The organism is Paraburkholderia sp. 32 (genome assembly GCF_050435345.1).
Lineage (GTDB): Bacteria > Pseudomonadota > Gammaproteobacteria > Burkholderiales > Burkholderiaceae > Paraburkholderia > Paraburkholderia tuberum.
The window spans coordinates 2,215,150-2,233,887 of sequence record NZ_JBNDKD010000001.1 but is presented as its reverse complement, the minus strand read 5'-3'; the positions used below and the strand labels follow the sequence as shown (position 1 = coordinate 2,233,887).

At 62.2% G+C, this 18,738-nt stretch carries 15 protein-coding genes and 3 pseudogenes; 15 read left to right on the top strand and 3 right to left on the bottom strand.

The window, feature by feature from the left end; all coding sequences use genetic code 11:
- The first annotated feature begins 4 nt into the window (after positions 1 to 4).
- The 9 genes and pseudogenes from OKW26_RS10425 to OKW26_RS10385 form a co-directional block, all read left to right on the top strand.
- Positions 5 to 775 carry an ABC transporter ATP-binding protein gene (locus tag OKW26_RS10425; RefSeq protein ID WP_184050455.1) on the top strand — a complete coding sequence of 257 codons (771 nt, stop codon included), beginning with the start codon at positions 5 to 7 and terminating at the stop codon, positions 773 to 775.
- Positions 775 to 1,746 (top strand): NAD-dependent epimerase/dehydratase family protein, encoded by a 972-nt coding sequence (locus tag OKW26_RS10420; RefSeq protein ID WP_429353539.1) that lies wholly within the window; start codon positions 775 to 777, stop codon positions 1,744 to 1,746. Before OKW26_RS10425 ends, OKW26_RS10420 begins: the two co-directional genes overlap by 1 nt.
- Before the next feature lie 4 nt (positions 1,747 to 1,750).
- On the top strand, positions 1,751 to 2,551 hold the full coding sequence (locus OKW26_RS10415; protein WP_260334937.1) for an SDR family NAD(P)-dependent oxidoreductase: 801 nt from the start codon (positions 1,751 to 1,753) through the stop codon (positions 2,549 to 2,551).
- Complete coding sequence (locus OKW26_RS10410; RefSeq protein WP_429353538.1) at positions 2,548 to 3,936, top strand: amidohydrolase family protein; 1,389 nt, start codon at positions 2,548 to 2,550, stop codon at positions 3,934 to 3,936. Before OKW26_RS10415 ends, OKW26_RS10410 begins: the two co-directional genes overlap by 4 nt.
- Positions 3,933 to 4,658, top strand: coding sequence for a maleate cis-trans isomerase family protein (locus OKW26_RS10405; RefSeq protein WP_184050461.1), 726 nt, complete (start codon positions 3,933 to 3,935; stop codon positions 4,656 to 4,658). The genes OKW26_RS10410 and OKW26_RS10405 overlap by 4 nt, the downstream gene beginning before the upstream one ends.
- A 1-nt stretch (position 4,659) precedes the next feature.
- Positions 4,660 to 6,099, top strand: coding sequence for a dihydropyrimidinase (gene hydA / locus OKW26_RS10400; RefSeq protein ID WP_429353537.1), 1,440 nt, complete (start codon positions 4,660 to 4,662; stop codon positions 6,097 to 6,099).
- A 390-nt stretch (positions 6,100 to 6,489) separates the two neighbouring features.
- Positions 6,490 to 7,074 (top strand): annotated as a pseudogene (locus tag OKW26_RS10395) (IS6 family transposase); the annotation flags it as partial.
- A gap of 542 nt (positions 7,075 to 7,616) precedes the next feature.
- Positions 7,617 to 9,263: a group II intron reverse transcriptase/maturase gene (ltrA, locus tag OKW26_RS10390; RefSeq protein WP_429353536.1), complete on the top strand. Its 1,647-nt coding sequence runs from the start codon at positions 7,617 to 7,619 to the stop codon at positions 9,261 to 9,263.
- A 93-nt stretch (positions 9,264 to 9,356) separates the two neighbouring features.
- Positions 9,357 to 9,542 (top strand): annotated as a pseudogene (locus tag OKW26_RS10385) (IS6 family transposase); the annotation flags it as partial.
- Positions 9,543 to 9,627: 85 nt separating this feature from the next.
- On the opposite strand, the pseudogene OKW26_RS10380 reads toward OKW26_RS10385, so the two are convergent.
- Positions 9,628 to 9,858: pseudogene (locus tag OKW26_RS10380) on the bottom strand (transposase); the annotation flags it as partial.
- A 71-nt stretch (positions 9,859 to 9,929) separates the two neighbouring features.
- Positions 9,930 to 10,838 (bottom strand): LysR substrate-binding domain-containing protein, encoded by a 909-nt coding sequence (locus OKW26_RS10375; protein WP_429353535.1) that lies wholly within the window; start codon positions 10,836 to 10,838, stop codon positions 9,930 to 9,932.
- Between the two features lie 129 nt (positions 10,839 to 10,967).
- On the opposite strand from OKW26_RS10375, the gene OKW26_RS10370 reads away from it, so the two are divergent.
- The 6 genes from OKW26_RS10370 to OKW26_RS10345 all read left to right on the top strand — a co-directional run bounded on the left by OKW26_RS10370 (position 10,968) and on the right by OKW26_RS10345 (position 18,272).
- Positions 10,968 to 11,990 (top strand): ABC transporter ATP-binding protein, encoded by a 1,023-nt coding sequence (locus OKW26_RS10370; RefSeq protein ID WP_184068787.1) that lies wholly within the window; start codon positions 10,968 to 10,970, stop codon positions 11,988 to 11,990.
- Positions 11,987 to 13,120 carry an ABC transporter ATP-binding protein gene (locus OKW26_RS10365; RefSeq protein ID WP_429353534.1) on the top strand — a complete coding sequence of 378 codons (1,134 nt, stop codon included), beginning with the start codon at positions 11,987 to 11,989 and terminating at the stop codon, positions 13,118 to 13,120. The genes OKW26_RS10370 and OKW26_RS10365 overlap by 4 nt, the downstream gene beginning before the upstream one ends.
- A gap of 102 nt (positions 13,121 to 13,222) precedes the next feature.
- Complete coding sequence (locus tag OKW26_RS10360; RefSeq protein ID WP_429353533.1) at positions 13,223 to 14,725, top strand: ABC transporter substrate-binding protein; 1,503 nt, start codon at positions 13,223 to 13,225, stop codon at positions 14,723 to 14,725.
- 6 nt (positions 14,726 to 14,731) lie between these two features.
- Entirely contained in the window at positions 14,732 to 15,676 is a 945-nt protein-coding gene (locus tag OKW26_RS10355; RefSeq protein ID WP_184068795.1) for an ABC transporter permease, read from the top strand.
- On the top strand, positions 15,676 to 16,572 hold the full coding sequence (locus tag OKW26_RS10350; RefSeq protein WP_184068798.1) for an ABC transporter permease: 897 nt from the start codon (positions 15,676 to 15,678) through the stop codon (positions 16,570 to 16,572). The genes OKW26_RS10355 and OKW26_RS10350 overlap by 1 nt, the downstream gene beginning before the upstream one ends.
- 62 nt (positions 16,573 to 16,634) lie before the next feature.
- Positions 16,635 to 18,272, top strand: a complete 1,638-nt coding sequence (locus OKW26_RS10345) for a gamma-glutamyltransferase family protein (protein WP_184068801.1) — start codon at positions 16,635 to 16,637, stop codon at positions 18,270 to 18,272.
- Between the two features lie 232 nt (positions 18,273 to 18,504).
- Here the strand turns inward: OKW26_RS10345 and OKW26_RS10340 are convergent, their stop codons facing one another.
- Positions 18,505 to 18,720, bottom strand: a complete 216-nt coding sequence (locus OKW26_RS10340) for a hypothetical protein (RefSeq protein ID WP_184068804.1) — start codon at positions 18,718 to 18,720, stop codon at positions 18,505 to 18,507.
- Positions 18,721 to 18,738: the final 18 nt, after the last annotated feature.

Sequence of the window (18,738 nt, the reverse complement as noted above, 5' to 3'; positions counted from 1 at the left end):
AAACATGGCACTTATCACAATCGATCGCGTCTCGCGCACCTTCGAAGACACAAAACGCAAGCAGACCGTTACCGCGCTCGATAACGTCAGCCTGAGCGTCGAGCGCAACGAATTGCTGTGTCTGCTCGGCCCAAGTGGCTGCGGCAAGTCGACGTTGCTCAACATGATTGCGGGCTTCGACAAGCCTACTGCGGGCACCGTCAGCGTAGGCGGTTCGGTCGTCGAGGAGCCCGGCGCCGACCGTGGCGTCGTCTTTCAGCAAGCCAACCTGATGCCATGGCTACCCGTGTGGGAAAACGTCGCCTTCCATCTGAAGATGCGTAACGTGGGGAAGTCCGAGCGACGCGAGCGTGCACAGCGATACATTGAAATGGTGGGGCTGAAAGGCTTCGAAAACCATTTCCCGAGCGAGTTGTCGGGAGGTATGAACCAGCGGGTCGGCATCGCGCGTGCGCTCCTGATGAATCCGGAAGTGATTCTGATGGACGAGCCATTCGGCGCGCTCGACGAGCAGACCAAGATGGATATGCATGCCGAACTGATCCGGATCTGGCGCGAGAGCCGCAGCACGATTGTTTTTGTGACGCACGGAATCGACGAATCGCTTGCACTCGGCACGCATGTCGCAGTGATGTCGGCGCGGCCGGGACGCATCCGCGAACTGCTGCCCATCGAGCTGGAACGGCCTCGCGATCCGACCAGCGCGACATTCAACGACTACAAGCGCCACATCCTGTCCTTGCTGCGTCCCGAAACCGTGGCGGAGCTGGTTTGATGACAACCTTTGTCACAGGAAGCAGCGGCTTTGTCGGACTGGCGCTGACCGAGCGGTTGCTGGCCGAGGGCGAAACGGTCATCGGCTTTGATTGCAGCGCGCCGCGCGATGCCGCGTTGCGCGCGTTCGCCGCCCTGCCCGGCCGCTTTGTTGCCCTGACCGGCGATACCCGCGACATCCGTGCGCTGACAGATGCGATGCGTACGCACGGGCCATCGCGTCTGGTCACGCTGGCAGCGATCACTGCGGATGCCGCCCGCGAGCGCGCCATGCCGCAGACCATCTTTGACGTCAACGTCGGCGGCGCACTTGCCGCGCTCGCTGCGGCAGCGGCAGTGGGCGTCGAAAGGATGGTGCATGGCAGCTCCGGCTCAGTCTACGGTGCCAGCGGCCGGCAGAACACGCATCAGCTTAGCGAAGATCTGACGCCGCTGTTACCCGAGGCGCTTTACGGCATCTCTAAGCGAACCGCTGAAGAAGCCGTGCTGCGGCTTGCACGGCTGCATGGGCTCTCGCTGACCATTGGCCGTATCGGCACATGCTTTGGACCCTGGGAAGCCGACTCGGGCGTGCGCGACACGCTTAGCGCACCGCTCCAGGTACTGGAACGGGCACGCAGAGGCGAGACGGTCGTGCTGCCGCGCACTCATCGCCGCGACTGGCTGTACGTGCGCGATGCGGCGGCAGCGCTGGCTGCATTGCTCGCGCAGTCAGCGCTTGCGCACGTCGCATACAACGTGGCAGCAGGTTTCGAATGGAGCGTTGCCGACTGGTGCGACCGGCTTGCAGCAAGGTATTCCGGCTTCGATTGGCGGATCGCCCGCGAAGGCGACGTGCCCAACATCGATTACTACGCGGACTACGATCGCGCGTCGATGGATATTACCCGCCTTCTAAACGACACCCCATTCGTCCCGCAATACGACCTCGCTGCCGCGGAAGCGGACTTCGATCGATGGATAAAACGCTGATTCCATGAACGCCAAACCGCATTTGACTGCAAGCCTGAGCATGGAAGGCAAGGTCTGTATCGTGACGGGCGCCGCGTCCGGCATCGGACGCGCCATCGCGCGTCAGCTCGCCGCGAACGGTGCGGTTGTCGTGATTGCGGACATAACGACCGACGTCATCGAAGGCGGTGAGCCGACTGCGACATTGATTGTTCGCGACGGCGGCATAGCACACTTTATTTTTACCGACGTGAGCGACACGGCCCAGGTCGATGCACTCGTTGCGCAGACAGTCGCGCGTTTTGGCCGGCTGGACGTGCTGGTGAACAATGCCTGCATCCGGCATGCGCGCCCCCTGCTCGACATGGAAGAGGCCGACTGGCAGCGCGTGCTCGACGTGAATCTGACTGGCGTCTTTCGCTGCAGCCGCGCCGCCGTGCGGCAGATGACCGGCCAGCCGCCGGTAGATGAAGTGCGCGGTCGCATCGTTAATCTGTCGTCGCAACACGGCATGATCGCGGCGCCGGGGGATCTCGCTTACGGCACCGCGAAAGCCGCGATCGACTACATGACGCGGCAGATCGCAACCGACTACGCACCCCACGGCATTGTCTGCAATGCCGTCGCACCCGGCAAGATTCAAACCGGTGCTAGCGGCCGCGCAATGGATCCCGTGGTGCTCGATCGCGCGACCCGGCGAACGCCGTGGCCGCGCCTCGGTCACCCGGACGACATTGCGCGCGCCGTTCTTTTCCTGGCAAGCGATCTCTCCACGTTCACGACCGGCACCACGCTGATGGTCGACGGTGGCTGGATGGCCGCATGAGCGCACACGACGATCTGCACGCTCCACTCGATCTGCTGATCACCGATGCCACGCTGCTGCTCGCAAATGGCCAGGCGCAGCGGGCGTCGCTCGGTATTCGAGGCGCACAGATCGCGTATATCGGAAGAGCGGCCGGCGCGGCGCCGCCCGCCGCTCGGCGCGTAGTGCCGCTTCCGGGACGCGTCATCACGCCCGGATTCATCAATACGCACTACCATGCGGGGCTGAACTTCGTGCGCGGCGTCGCGGCGGACTGCGGGTTTGCGCCGTCGTACACGCCCGGCTTACCGCAGGCGTCCTGGCTCACGCCCGACGAAGCGTGCGTGCTGTCGCGGTTCGGCGCGCTCGAAGCGTTGCAAGCGGGATGTACAACGCTCGTCGATAGTTTCGTGCATGCCGAGGCCACGGTCGAAGGCATCGCCCAGACAGGCGTGCGCGTCTTCGCGAGCCAGCGTCTGGCCGACGTCGATTTCACGTCGTTATTGGCGGGCGAGCGGCGGTTTGAACGCGCCCGTGGCGAGCGTCAGCTCGAACGCGCCGAAGCGTTCGTTGCACGATGGGCGGGCTGCGCCAACGGACGAATCCAGACCCACCTGACTGCTCACGCGCCCGATACCTGTTCGATCGACATGCTGAAGGATGTCGATGCGCTAGCCCGCCGCCTGAATCTGCAGGTCAGCACGCACCTCGCGCAAAGCGCAGAAGAAGTGGCGTGGGTTCGAGCGCAGTATGACCGCTCGCCGGTCGAACTGCTCGATGAACTCGGACTGCTCAATGAGCGCCTGCTGGCCGCCCACTGCATACACGTCAATGACACGGACATCGCACTGCTTGGCAAGAGCGGCGCACACATCGTCCATATTCCACTGGGCAACGCGATATCTGGACGCCTTGCGCCGACGCGCCGCCTGATGGAAGCAGGCGCGTCCCTGTGCCTCGCCACCGACACCATGCATGGCGACATGATCGAAGCCATGCGCTGGGCGCTCGCTATGGGCCGCCTTCAGGGAGGCGGCGTGGACAGTGACTGGCAACCTCACGATGTCTTCTCGATCGCTACGCGTCACGGTGCGTTGGCGCTCGGCTGGGGCGATCGCCTCGGCGAGATCGCGCTCGGCCGTCTCGCTGATCTGGTCATTCTCGATTTTCGCCGCTCACATCTCACCCCGTGCGTCGATGCGCTCGGCAATCTCGTTCACAACGCGAGCGGTGCCGACGTCGAAAGCGTCATCGTCAATGGCGAGTTCGCCGTCAGCGACGGGCACGCTCTGTTTGTCGATGAAGACGCCGTTCGCGCGGAAGCCCAAGGCGTCTGCGAGGCCGTCTGGCGACGCTGCGACACCCCACGGCGTCCCTATCCACCTGCTTCAGGTATCCACTCATGAGTCAACGCATCCGGCTGGGTATTCTCACGCCCTCTTCCAATACTTCGCTTGAACCGCTTACGCAGGCAGTTGTGGCCGCCCTTCCCGGCGTCAGCGTTCATTTCGCCCGCTTTCCGGTTACGCAGATCGCACTTAGCCCCGACGCGCTCGCCCAGTTCCAGCGCGACCATATCCTCGATGCCGCACGGCTGCTCGCCGACGCGCATGTCGACATGATCGGCTGGAGCGGCACGTCTGCAGGCTGGCTTGGCTTCGACCAGGACGAAGCACTGTGCGAGGCAATCACCGAGGCCACCGGCGTGCCGGCGAGCACCTCGGTCCTCGCGCTAAACCGCGCGCTCGGTGCCCTCAAGATCCGCCGGCTCGGGCTCGTGTCGCCGTACCTCGCCGACGTTCAGCAGAAGATCATCGCGAACTACGCGGCACGCGGCATCGATGCGTCGTGCGAAAGCCATCTCGGCATTCAGGACAATTTCGCCTTCGCTCTGGTGGACGAACCGACGTTGGACCGCCAGGTGGCCGACGTGGTCGCTGCCGGCGCAGAAGCCGTAACGACTTTCTGTACCAATCTGTATGCCGCGCACCGTGTCGTTCATTGGGAACAGCAGCACGGCGTGCCGGTGCTCGACACTGTGACGACCGTCGTTTGGGACATGCTTCGCCGCCTTAACGTGGACACTCGCCGCATCGACGGCTGGGGCCGACTTTTTCGGGAAATCTGATATGCCTGCCTTCGATACTGTCATTCGCAACGCACGCGTGGTCACGGCCGCGGACATCTTCAGCAGCGACATTGGCATCCGCGATGGCCGGATCGTCGCCCTCGGACTCAGCCTGGACAGCGGCGAGCGTGAAATCGACGCCGCCGGCCGTCACGTGACACCGGGCGGCGTCGATAGCCACGTGCACTTCGACCAGCCAACCGGGGACGGCTCCATCATGGCCGATGACTTCCTGTCCGGCACGACATCCGCAGCGTGCGGGGGCACGACCACGGTGATTCCGTTTGCCTGTCAGCAGAAGGGACACACGTTGCGCGAAGCGATCGACGATTACCACCACTGCGCCGGCGCGAAAGCCGTGATCGATTACTCCTTCCACATGATCATTACGGACCCGACGCCTCACATCCTCAAGGAGGAACTGCCCGCGCTGATCGCCGAAGGCTATACCTCCTTCAAGATCTACATGACGTACGACGCGCTCAAGCTGAGCGACCGGCAAATGCTCGATACGCTGTCGGTGGCGCGCAATGAGGGTGCGATGGTGATGATCCACGCGGAAAACGCCGACTGCATTGCCTGGCTGACGGAGCGCCTGCTCGAAGCGGGTCATACCGCGCCACGCTATCACGCGACGTCGCGACCGATGCTCGTCGAGCGCGAAGCCACCCATCGCGCAATCGCCTTCGCCGAACTGGTCGACGTGCCGATTTTGATCGTGCACGTGTCGGGCCGGGAGGCCGTCGAGCAGATTCGCTGGGCTCAAAGCCACGGTCTGAAGGTCTACGGCGAAACGTGTCCGCAATATCTATTTCTCACCGCCGACTCGCTTGGCTGCGACGACAGTTTCGAAGGCGCCAAGTGCATCTGCAGTCCGCCACCGCGTGACAAGGCGAACCAGCAGGTGATTTGGGACGGCCTCGAAAACGGTTCGTTTGAAGTCTTCTCGTCCGACCACGCGCCGTTTCGCTACGACGGCCCAGATGGCAAGAAAGCGCACGGCGAGAACGTTTCGTTCGATCAAGTCGCCAACGGTATTCCCGGTGTCGAGACGCGCATGGCTTTGCTGTGGTCCGAAGGCGTGCGTCAAGGCCGCATCACGCCGCAAAGCTTTGTCGCGCTGACGTCGACGAATGCAGCAAAACTGTATGGGCTGTATCCGCGCAAGGGGAGTATCGCGATCGGCGCCGACGCCGACCTCGTCATCTGGGACGAAGGGCTTGAATTCGAGATCAAGAATGAAAACCTTCATCATAACGTCGATTACACCCCATACGAAGGCATCCAACTGAGCGCGTGGCCCGCCCTCACGATGGCGCGCGGAGAGGTAGTATGGGACGGGCAGAAGCCTTGCGGGGAATCGGGACGAGGCCAGTTCCTGCCTTGCGCGCGACCCGATCCGGCGAAGCCCCGGCGGCGCAAGACGCTGTTGCCGCTTTGATTATCCGCCTCGAAGTCCGGGGGCTCGCGCGGCCCTGCCTCGCGTGTCTAGCACTTCAAGCCATGCGCTCTCAATTGTCCACATCGCGCATTTTCGCGCCAGCGCGGGCGATAGGCGCGTGCAGTTGTCGCCGGTCAGGCCAGTGTCTCCGTCCCTGAGAAGGGACGGATTGAACCGCTGACGAGCCGCCGCCTGCACGTATGGGTTGTTGCATTAAAAGGCCAGACTTAGAACCCTTAACAAAATGAACGAAGGGGCTGTTAAGGAAGGTCTGCATAACCCCTCTTTCGGAGCGCTGACGTTTTAGTGTCAGCACGAAGAATACGGGCTTTGTCGCATTAACGCGGGGGAGGTAAACTTCGAGGCTGATGAAAACGCTTCGTTCGCACAATGAAGAAGACACTGACACCACGAACTATGCATGCTCCGGCCGTCGCCAAGGTTCTGAAGCGGCTGCACTATCCCCTTGAAGTGATGCTGTTGTGCGTGCGGTGGTACGTGGCCTACTCGCTGAGTCTTCGGAACCCTGCGGAAAATGCTGGCTGAGCGCGACATTGAGGTCGACCATTCGACGGTACATCGCTGGGTCATCAAGCTGGTGCCGCTGTTTGAAAGACGTTTCGCAAGTACAAGCGTCCGGTCGGCAAGAGCTGGCGGGTTGATGAAACCTATATCAAGGTCAAGGGCTCGTGGAAATATCTTTACCGCGCAGTGGATAAGGCGGGCAATACCATTGACTTTCTGTTCAGAGCAAGGCGGGATAAGCCTGCTGCGCGGCGTTTCTTCAAAAAGGCAATCGGTCAGAACGGTTCGCACGAGACGGTGACCATCGACAAAAGCGGCCCCGCGCTTAGCGCGGTGAATGCCGAGCGCGAGATGCCCGTCAAGGTTCTTCAGATCAAGTATTTGAACAACATCGTGGAGGTGCGACACGAAGTCGCTTACAGAAGTTGTTCACCCTTCTCGCCGTATAGAAGGAGTGAACCACCGGTGTCACCCGGTGAATCTAGGAGCCTGAATCAAGAGCGGCTCTGACAACGTAACGAAACGCTGCAAGGCGTGGGGTATCAATCGCGAGAGGCGTACCCTTCTGGCAGCCATAAGCCGGATGAGTGCCAGATAGTCGGTATGGTGAAAACATTTGAATCTGCAATAGGGTCGTTATGTTGAACGAGCGGAAATGGCTATCGCGCTCGAACCAAAACGGTACCGGAGGTGGGAACAGCGTCTTTCTATTACGCTTTCGTGATCCATATACCTCCCGGCCCAGAGCCGGCACCTAACCCGACGTACTTCCATAAGCGGAACGTGGGAACCCCGTATCGCTCCCTTCGGGGACAGCAGGCTGCGAGGTCTGCTCATGGCGGTGCGGGCACAGGATCGGGGAAAAAGCGAATGCCCGGCTGTAATGGACGGGATACGGGTTGCAACATCACCCGACGCGAAAGCGGGCAGACTTCCTCGTGGTCTCTCTTCACCAGAGAGCTTGCAGAACCATCTATACGGAAGGAAAGCAAATGAGTGCAGCAACACGGGCGCGTGCACCTTCTGGCGTGGCGTGGGACGGCATCAATTGGGCCGATGTTCAACGTCAGGTAAGAAGGCTGCAGTCGCGTATGGTGAAGGCTGTGCAGGCCGGTCGCCATAACAGGGTGAAAGCCCTGCAATGGCTGCTGACCCACTCGTTTAGCGGCCGTGCATTAGCCGTGAAACGGGTGACTGAAAACAAAGGCAGGAACACCCCCGGTGTGGACAAGGTAACGTGGAACACACCGGCGGCAAAGGCCAACGCGATTGCGTCGTTGAAGAGGCGGGGTTATTCGCCCCTTCCGCTTCGGAGGGTTTTTATTCTGAAGAAAAACGGCAAGACGAGGCCGCTCGGCATCCCCGTGATGAAATGTCGCGCCATGCAGGCGTTACATCTGCTGGCGCTGGAACCTGTTGCGGAAACCACCGCCGATCTGAACTCTTACGGGTTCCGGCCGGAACGCTCAACTGCTGACGCGGGAGGACAATGCTTCATCTCTCTGGCGAAAAAGGCGAGTGCGGAGTGGGTGCTGGAGGCCGACATCCAGGGCTGTTTCGACAAAATTTCCCACGACTGGATGCTCGCCAATATCCCTACGGACAAGGTGATCCTAAAGAAGTGGCTCAAAGCGGGCTACGTGTATCAAAACGAACTCTTCCCCACTGACGCCGGCACCCCGCAAGGGGGAATCATCTCACCGGTGGCAGCCAACATGACGCTTGATGGCCTCGAAGCGATGCTCGCGGAGAGATTCCCGCGAGCCCGGCAGAGAGGACTGAAAGTGAACATGGTGCGTTACGCGGACGATTTCGTTATCACCGGCCATTCGAAAGAGTGGCTGGAACATGAGGTCAGGCCGGCAGTAGCTGAATTTCTGGCGGAACGCGGGCTGGTCTTATCGCCAGAAAAGACCAGGATAACGCATATCAAGGACGGGTTTGATTTCCTCGGATGGAACATTCGCAAGTACAACGGCAAGCTCTTGATGAAACCGTCGAAAGCGAACGTCAAAGCACATCTTGACAAAGTCCGTGAAATCATCAAGGCCAACAGGACGGCTAAACAGGCGAACCTGATAAGGCTGCTCAATCCTGTCTTACGAGGATGGGCGAATTACCACAGCCATGTAGTCGCCAAGAAAGCCTTCAATCGGGTTGATCACGAGGTCTGGTCAATGCTATGGCGATGGGCGGCAAGACGGCACCCTAAAAAAGGCGCCCGATGGATAAAAATCAAATACTTCAAGGCCAAGGGTCTCCGGGACTGGGTCTTTGCCGCCACAGAAAAAGAAGAGGATGGCACAACGAGAGAGGTCACCTTGCTGAAGGCATCGGACACGCCAATAAAACGGCATGTCAAGATCAAGGCGGGTGCCAATCCGCACGACCCGCAATGGGCGCGGTACTTCGAATCCCGATGGGGCCAGAAGATGCTGAACTCCGCGCGAGGTCGCCGCAAGATGTACCGTGTCTGGTCAAGGCAAGACGGCATATGTCCCCACTGTCAGCAGCCCCTCACAATGAACATCCGCTGGGATGTCATGCACATTGTGAAGCGAACTGACGGCGGGACGGATGCAGCAAGCAACCTCCAGGTGCACCATCCCAATTGCCGTAGAACTCCGCAATACGCCTGAAAAAGCAGTTGCACCACCGGGTATTGACAGATGCCTTTGTAGAGGCTTGAGCCGTATGCTCCTAAAGGCGCACGTACGGTTCTTAGGGGGCCGTACCGCAGCAATGCGGTACGGCTACCCGACCAGTACCATCGGGCCATCAAACGCCGAACCCGACCGATGCTCGGATTCAAGGATCTCAACTGTGCGCGTGTCATTCTGAGTAGCGTCGAATTAATGCACATGATCAAGAAAGGACAGCTGCAATGTTCTGGCAACAGCCCGCTGTCTGCCGCCTAGCAATTTTACTCGTTGGTTTCATAAGCTATCAGAACAGCCCGTTGGCAGGATTCATATGCGGCAACACCCAGCGTCTTACTCGCTAAAGCAGAGCAGTATTTGACCACTCTGATTTCAAAACGAAGTGATGCAACGACTGGTGCCGCGCGCTGACACGTTCAGGTTCGAGGTGGGCGGCCAGCGGCTCCACGCTTTTACGCCGCAACGGCAACATCAAGCCTTGGCAGTATCCCACCAGCCCAGCGTTGCGATCGCTGTGCCCGAGTGCCTCGCAAAGATGCTCCAGGTACTCATCGAACGACAATTTCCCGACCATCGCTTCCTCATGCCACGTCTGAAGGAGTTTCTGCAATGGCATGAATTTATCGACAGAGTAAAGTTAGTCCTTCACGGATCCGCAAGCGGCCTGGATATCGAAGGGTCAAGCGCCCAGTCGCTGTGCAGCGCATCGATAATCGCCTGCGTGATGCCGGGCCGGTCATATGACGCGCGCTGGATCATGCCGACCGTGCGCAACACCGGCGGATCCGAAATCGACAGCACGCGTAGTAACGGATCGTTTTGCCAGTTGCCGCGATGCAGAAGCGGCAGCACCGTGACGCCGACATTTTCGCGCACCAGCGCGACGATCGTCTCGATCGAGTTGAGTTCGAGGAATTCGTTGACCGTCACGCCGGCTGTCTGCAGTGCATGCTCGACGACGCGCCCGGTGCGCACCCGCCGGTCGAAGCGCAGAAAGGGGTGGCTGCGCAGGACCCTCTGCGGATCGTTGTCGCCGATTTCGCGGCTAACCACCAGCATCAGCGGCTCCGTGTATAGCGTCGTCCACTTCAGCGTGTCGGATAGCGTCGTGTCGGCATGCGCGACGATCGCCGCGATATCGACCTCACCCGCCTCCACCATCCGCGCCAGTTCGTCGGAGCGTGACGACAGCAGCCGCACGTCCAGTTGCGGATGCGCGGCCTTCAAATGCGCGACGACCAGCGACAGCGCGCCGATCACCGACACCATCGCGCCGATGGTCACCGGCCCGACCATCGAACCCGCCGGCGTCGCCTCGAGTTCGGCCAGCAGGTCGAAAATCTGCTCGACTTTCGGCCAGATCTCTTGTCCGTGGCGGCTCAGCGCAATCTGCCGACCGCTGCGGTCGAACAGCTGCCGGCCCAGCGCCTGTTCGAGCCCGCGCATCTGCAAGCTGACCGCCGCTTGGGTCAGCGCGACGCTCCCGGCCGCTGCCGCGAATGATCCGGTCCGCGCGACGGCTCGAAAGGTTCTTAACATGCGGAGGGTCGGCATCGCTCATGCTCAAGGAAAAGTTAAGTATCGGTAAGAAATATTAATATTTTCCATCGTGAAGCGCACCACATACTTTCCGCCAGCACAGCCTTTGAACAGGACTAGCAGCACGATATGGAGTTTCCCAGCATGACCGATGCCGCCCGCCGACCGGTTCTGGAGGTCCGCGGCTTTTCGTTGAAGTTCTCGCGCGCCGCCGAGGTGCCGAACCTCGTCCACGACGTGTCGTTCTCAGTCGGCACTGGCGAGACGCTATGCATCGTTGGTGAATCGGGCTGCGGCAAGAGCGTGACGTCGCTCGCACTGATGGGGCTGCTCGCGAGTCCGCCTGCGCAACGCGTCGCCGGCACCGCGCACTTCGAAGGCAAGGACCTGTTCTCACTGTCGGAGCGCGAACTGGCCGACATTCGTGGCAACCGGCTGTCGATGATCTTTCAGGAGCCGATGACGTCGCTGAACCCGGCGTTCACGGTCGGCGAGCAGATCGGCGAAAGCATCCGGCGGCATCGCGATATCGGGCGCGGGCAGGCGCGCGAGCAGGCGCTCGAGATGCTGCGGCTAGTGCGGATCCCGGCGCCGGAAACCCGGCTCGATGCGTACCCGCATCAGCTTTCCGGCGGCATGCGCCAACGCGTGATGATCGCGATGGCGCTCGCGAACCGCCCGCGCCTGTTGATCGCCGACGAGCCGACGACCGCGCTCGACGTGACGATCCAGGCGCAGGTGCTGGCGCTCGTGAAACATCTGCAAGCCGAGACCGGCACTGCGATGGTGTTGATCACGCACGACCTCGGCGTCGTCGCGGAAGTCGCCGACCACGTGGCGGTGATGTACGCGGGACGCATCGTCGAATACGGTACCGTCGCCGATCTGTTCGACGACCCGCAGCATCCTTACACGATCGGCCTGATGGGCGCAATTCCGTCGGTCGGCAAGCGCGAAGGCGCGCTCGCGACGATCCGCGGTTCAGTGCCGTCGCCCGAGTTGATGCCGCACGGCTGCCGCTTCGCGCCGCGCTGCCCGTTCGCCGAGCAACGCTGTATTGACGCCGCGCCGCCCGACAGGGTGATCGCCGGCGTGCATCGCGTCGCGTGCTGGCTCGCTCCGGTCGAACAGATCGCCGCGCCGCTATTGCGCAAGGAAATTGCATGACGACGCCCACTAAACCGACGCCGCACGCACACCCGGCCTCGAATTCGCCGACGCCGATCATCGAGGCGCGCTCACTGACAAAGCATTTTGGCGGTACGCGGCAGCTCTTCACGCGCACGCCAACCGTCTATGCACTCAACGACGTGTCGTTCGCGGTCCACCCCGGCGAGACGTTCGCGATCGTCGGCGAATCTGGCTGTGGCAAGTCCACGCTGGGCCGCTTGCTGCTCCGTTTGATCAACTCGACAGACGGCCGCGTCTTCTATCAAGGCAAGGACATCACGCATCAGCAAGGCGCGCCGCTGCGGCGGCTGCGCCGCGAAATGCAGATCATCTTTCAGGATCCGTTCGCGTCGCTGAATCCGGGCATGACCATCGGCCAGATCGTCGGCGAGCCGATCGCATTGCACGGGCTCGCGCGCAACAACGCCGAGCACCGCGAGCGCGTCGCCCAACTGCTGCGCACGGTCGGCCTGCAACCGGCCTACGCGGACCGTTACCCGCACGAATTCTCCGGCGGCCAGCGACAACGGATCGGCATCGCGCGCGCATTGGCCGGTGAGCCGAAGCTGATCGTCGGCGACGAGCCGGTGTCGGCGCTCGACGTCTCGGTGCAGGCGCAGGTGATCAATCTTCTCGAGACACTGAAACAGGACCTCGGCCTCACGCTGATCATGGTTGCGCATGACCTCGCGGTGATCCGCCATATGAGCGACCGCGTCGCCGTGATGTATCTCGGCGAGATCGTCGAACTGGCCGATGTCGATGCACTGTTCGACGCGCCGCTGCATCCGTACACGCAAGCACTGCTGCGCGCGATTCCGGCGAGTAGCCCGCACGAGCGGCGTGCGACGCCTTCGTTGTCCGGCGATCTGCCGAGTCCGACCGCGCCGCCTTCCGGTTGCCGTTTCCATACGCGCTGTCCGCATGCGAAGCCGTACTGCGCGCAAGCGCGGCCAACCAGCGAACGACTCGAGGACGGACGGCAGGTCGCGTGCCACTTCTGGCGCGAGATCCAGAACGCCGGCGGCGGCGCGCCGCTGGCCACGAGCGTCAGCCCGAAATTGATCGAGCGGCTCGCGATCTACCGCAACCGCCAAACGACGCTGGCCGCGGCCGGTGGCGACTGAGCCGGTGGTCGAGATGAAATTCCAGTGAAGAATCGAGCCGCGCGCCGCGCCGCTGCCCCTTCACCAAACCATTTTATGAATTGGAAACAAAGGGAACTCCTCATGCGAAGAATGTTGATTGCCGCAGCGCTCGCACTCACCGCCAGCGCCGCGATGGCCCAGACCGGTCAGACGATACGGATCGGCTTGCAGGACGACATCGGTTCGCTCGACCCCGCTCGCAGCGTGCAGCTCGTCGACCGGATCGTGTTTGCGTCGATGTGCAACGCGCTGGTTGATATCACGCCCGATCTGAAGATCGTCCCGATGCTGGCAACGTCGTGGACGACGAGCGCCGACGGCAAGACGCTGACGTTCAAGCTGCGTCAAGGGGTGAAGTTCCAGGACGACGAGCCGTTCAATGCGGCCGCCGTCAAGGCAAACCTCGACCGCGACCGCACGCTGCAGACGAGCAACCGCAAGAGCGAACTCGCGTCGGTCGATCACGTCGACGTGATCGACGACTACACGGTTGCAATCGTGTTGAAGCAGCCGGACGCCGCGCTGCTCGCGACGCTGACCGACCGCGCCGGCATGATGCTCGCGCCGAAGACGTTCGCCGATCCGGCCGGCGTTGCCGCGCATCCGGTGTGTTCGGGTCCGTACAAGTTCGTTCAGCGCGTGCAGAACGATCGCGTCGTGCTCGAGAAATTCCCTGGCTACTGGGACGCCGACAAATACCCGATCCAGCGCGTGATCTTCTTGCCGATTCCGGACAGCACCGTGCGCCTCGCCAATCTGCGTTCGGGTTCGCTCGACATGCTCGAGCGCCTCGCGCCGTCCGATGTGGCGTCGGTCAAGAGCGACACCAACTTCAAGTTCGCGCCGGTCAGCGGCTTCGGCTACTACTACGTTACGTTCAACATCGGTAACGGCAAGCGCAGCAACGCGGTGCTGAGGGACAAGCGCGTGCGGCAGGCATTCGAACTCGCGATCGACCGCGACGCGATCAACCAGGTGATCGGCGCGGGTATCTTCGCGCCGGCGAATCAGGCGGTGCCGAAGTCGAGCCCGTACTACAACGCGTCGCTCCCAATGCAGCATCGCGACATCGCGAAGGCGAAGGCGCTGCTGAAGGCGGCGGGCCACGAGCACGTCGACATCGAGTTCACTTACCCGAACAACACGGTGTCGAGCCAGATCGTGCAGATGATGCAGGCGATGGTCAGCGAAGCCGGCTTCAACCTGAAGCTGCGGCCGACCGACTATGCGACCGAACTCAATGCCGCGCACACCGGCGACTTCGAGGCGATGTATCTCGGCTGGTCGGGCCGTGTCGATCCGGACGGCAACCTGCATCAGTTCAACACGTGCGCCGGCAACCTCAATTACGCGCGTTACTGCAACCCCGGAGTCGACCAGTTGCTCGACGCCGCGCGCGTGAAACTGACCACCGCGGACCGCAAAACAGAGTACGACGCGGCGTCGAAGCTGCTCGCCGACGATGATCCGATCATCTATGTCTATAACCAGCCGTGGCCGTTCGAGCTGTCGAAGAAGGTGCAAGGCTTCACGCCCTATCCCGACGGCCTGATCCGCCTGCGCGGCGTCAGTATCAAGGGCTGACCGATCATGCTGCCGATCATTGCAAATCGCGTGCTGGTCGCCATTCCGACGCTGATTCTCGTGTCGATGCTGATCTTTGGCCTGCAAAAGCTGCTGCCTGGCGATCCGGTGACGGCCATGGCCGGCGAAGATCAGGATCCGCAGTTGATCGCGTCGCTGCGCGTCAAGTACCACCTCGACGAGCCGGTGCCGACGCAGTACGCGCTGTGGGTCCGTGACGTCGTGCATGGCGATCTCGGCGCGTCGCTGCGCACCGACGTGCCGGTGACGTCGCTGATCGCGCAGAAGCTGCCGGTCACACTACAGCTCGCGGCGATGGCGATGACCTTCGCGATCGGTATCGGTATTCCGGCGGGCGTCATCTCCGCCGCAAGCCGCGGCGGCGCGCTCGATTACGGCGCGAATATCTTCGCGCTATCCGGCATGTCGATTCCGAACTTCTGGCTCGGCATCATGCTGATCTTCATTGTGTCGGTGCGCTGGCATCTGTTGCCGTCGTCCGGCTACGTGTCGCCGACCGAAAACTTCTGGCTCAGCATCAAGACCATGCTGATGCCCGCTTTCGTGCTCGGCGCCTCGCTCGGCGCGCAATTGATGCGCCACACGCGCAGCGCGATGCTGAGCGTGCTGCGCACCGACTATATCCGGACCGCGCGTGCCAAAGGGCTGCTGCGCGGCACCGTCGTCATCAAGCACGCTTTTCGCAACGCGCTGGTTCCGATCGTCACCGTGCTCGCGCTGCTGTTCGGCGAACTGCTTGCGGGTGCGGTGCTGACCGAGCAGGTTTTCACGATCCCCGGCTTCGGCAAGCTCATCGTGGATGCCGTGTTCAATCGCGACTACGCGGTCGTGCAGGGTGTGGTGCTCGTCACCGCGCTGTGCTTCATCGTCGTGAACCTGTGCGCCGACGTGTTGTACGTCCTTCTCAATCCCCGACTGAGACGCAGCTGATGGCTACTCCCGCCACCCCCGTTCACGCATCGGCCGCTGCGTCGCAGACGACGGTACTGCCGCGCCGCAAGCGCCGCGGACTCGTGAAATTCATGCGCAATCGCGCCGCCGTGTTTGGCGCGGCGCTCGTGCTGCTCATCGTCTTCATGGCGGTATTCGCGCCGTGGCTGTCACACTACGACCCGGTGCAGGCCAGCTTCATGACCGTGCGGCAGGCGCCTTCGGCCGCGCACTGGTTCGGCACTGACGAACTCGGCCGCGACGTGCTGAGCCGTCTGCTATGGGGCGCGCGCGCGTCGCTGCTGGCGGGCGTCGTGTCGGTCTGCATCGCGGTCGTGATCGGCGTGCCGCTCGGCTTGCTGGCGGGCTATTTCGGCAAGCTCGTCGACGGCGTGATCTCGCGAATCGCCGATGCGTTGCTGTCGATTCCGTTCCTGATCCTCGCCATCGCGTTCGCCGCGTTCCTCGGACCGAGCCTGACCAACGCGATGGCCGCGATCGGCATCTCCGCGATGCCGCGCTTCGTCCGGCTGACGCGCGGCCAGGCGATCACCGTGAAGGCCGAGGAATACGTCGAAGGCGCGCGGGCAATCGGCCTTGGCCACGCACGGATCATCGTGCGGTACATCCTGCCGAACGTGCTGCCGCCGATCATCGTGCAGACCAGCCTGACGATCGCGACCGCGATCATCGCCGAAGCGAGCCTGTCGTTCCTCGGGCTCGGCCAGCTGCCGCCCGCGCCGTCGTGGGGTTCGATGCTCAACACCGCGAAGGATTTTGTCAGCCAGGCGCCGTGGATGTCGATTTTCCCGGGCATCGCGATCTTCCTGGCCGTGCTCGGTTTCAACCTGCTTGGCGACGGTCTGCGTGATGCGCTCGATCCGCGCGAGTCGTAACCGGATTCCATCACCGCTTCAATCGGCCGACTGCCCTCCCATCACTTTCGTTTGAGTTTTCAATGACACGTTTCAATTGGCAAAACCCGTATCCAACGCCCCGCTTGCCCGTGTTCGCGCGCAACATCGTTTCGACGTCCCATCCGCTTGCCGCACAAGCCGGCCTGCGCATGTTGTGGAAAGGCGGAAATGCCATCGATGCGGCGATTGCCGCGGCCGCGGCAATCACGGTCGTCGAGCCAGTCTCTAACGGCCTCGGCAGCGACGCGTTTGCGCTCGTCTGGGACGGCAAAAAGCTGCATGGCCTGAATGCTTCCGGCGTATCGCCGGCGGCATGGAACGTCGATTACTTCAAGCGTAAGTACGGTGAGGAAAACGGTCTCGCGAAGCACCCCAAGCGCGGCTGGGATGCAGTGACGGTGCCGGGCGTGATCGCCGGCTGGGAGGCGTTGCATCAGAAGTTCGGCTCGCTGCCGTTCGCCGATCTGATGGAGCCGGCCATCGAGATCGCCGAGCGGGGCCATGCGGTGGCGAGCATCGTTGCGTACAAGTGGGCGGCGGCCGTGCCCGAACTGAGGAACCAGCCCGGTTTCGCCGACACGTTTATGCCGCACGGCCGGGCGCCGGAAGTCAGTGAACTCGTGCGCTTTCCCGGTCACGCGAAGACGCTGCGCAAGCTCGCTGAACAAGGCCCGCGTGCGTACTACGAAGGCGAGATCGCAGAAGAGCTCGCCGCGTTCTCGCGCCAGGGCGGCGGCGCGCTCACGATGGACGACCTGCGCAACTACCGCGTCGACTGGGTCGAACCGATCAGCAAGGACTATCGCGGCCACACGGTGCACGAAATTCCGCCGAACGGTCAGGGCATTGCCGCGTTGATCGCGCTCGGCATTCTCGAACAGTTCGACGTGGGCTCGCTGCCGGTTGACGGCATCGACTCGCAGCACCTGCAGATCGAAGCCATGAAGCTCGCGTTCGCCGACGTCTACCAGTACGTCGCCGATCCGCGTTCGATGGAGGTCACGCCCGAACAGATGCTCGACGACGCGTACCTGAAGTCGCGCGCGAAGCTGATCGACCCGAAGCGTGCCACGCAATTCGACTTCGGCATGCCGAAGGCGGGTGGCACGATCTACATGTCGGTGGCCGACGAGCGCGGCATGATGGTCAGCTTCATCCAGTCGAACTACATGGGTTTCGGCTCGGGCATCGTGGTGCCGGATTCCGGCATTTCGCTACAGAACCGCGGCTACGGGTTCTCAATGGATCCGAAGTCGGCGAACGTGGTCGAGGGCGGCAAGCGCCCGTTCCACACGATCATCCCTGCTTTCCTGACCCAGCAGGCGGACGGCAGGCAGGAAGCGGTGATGAGCTTCGGCGTGATGGGCGGTGACATGCAGCCGCAGGGGCATTTGCAATCGATCGTGCGCATGCTCGACTACGGCCAGCAACCGCAGGCCGCCTGCGACGCGCCGCGCTGGAAGGTCAATCGCGACTTCTCGGTCGACGTCGAGGCGACGCTCGATGAGGACACGGTGCGCGCGCTCGAGGGTCTCGGCCATACGATCAAGTCGGTCGAGGATCCGTATATGGACTTCGGCTCCGGGCAGTACATCTGCAAGCTCGATCGCAACGACCCCGAGCGCGGTTATGTCGCCGCGAGCGACAGCCGGCGCGACGGACTGGCTGCCGGGTTCTGATTCGGCAGCCGTGCTGTTCAGAGTGCATGGGCCTCGCAGGTGGCGACCCGCCGCTTGCGAGGCTCGGCCGCCATTCATGCGCTTGGTGAAGCGCTTCACGGCACGTGAGTCTATCTGTCCCTAAGCAACTTCCTTGGAACGCGGACCGTGCGATTGATCGGCTACCGTGTCTGTCAATCTGTCCGGCCTGTCGATCGCGGACCTCGACTTTCATACTCAGGCCGGTTCGGCATTAGTGGTTCAGACAGAAGCACGCGCTCACAGCTTCAGCAGGCGACAGGCCGGCGCGGAAAAAAGACTGCAATCGCCGGACGAACGCGTCGTCAGGTTCCCAAGGCACGCGAATGAATCCCTCTCCGAAGGCTTCTTCGTACACGGCGTTTGTCCATGCGCGCAGGTCGAGTTCGAACGAAAGAGGCAGTGCTGTCTGATTGGACTGGATGACCATGACAACCTCCACAACATC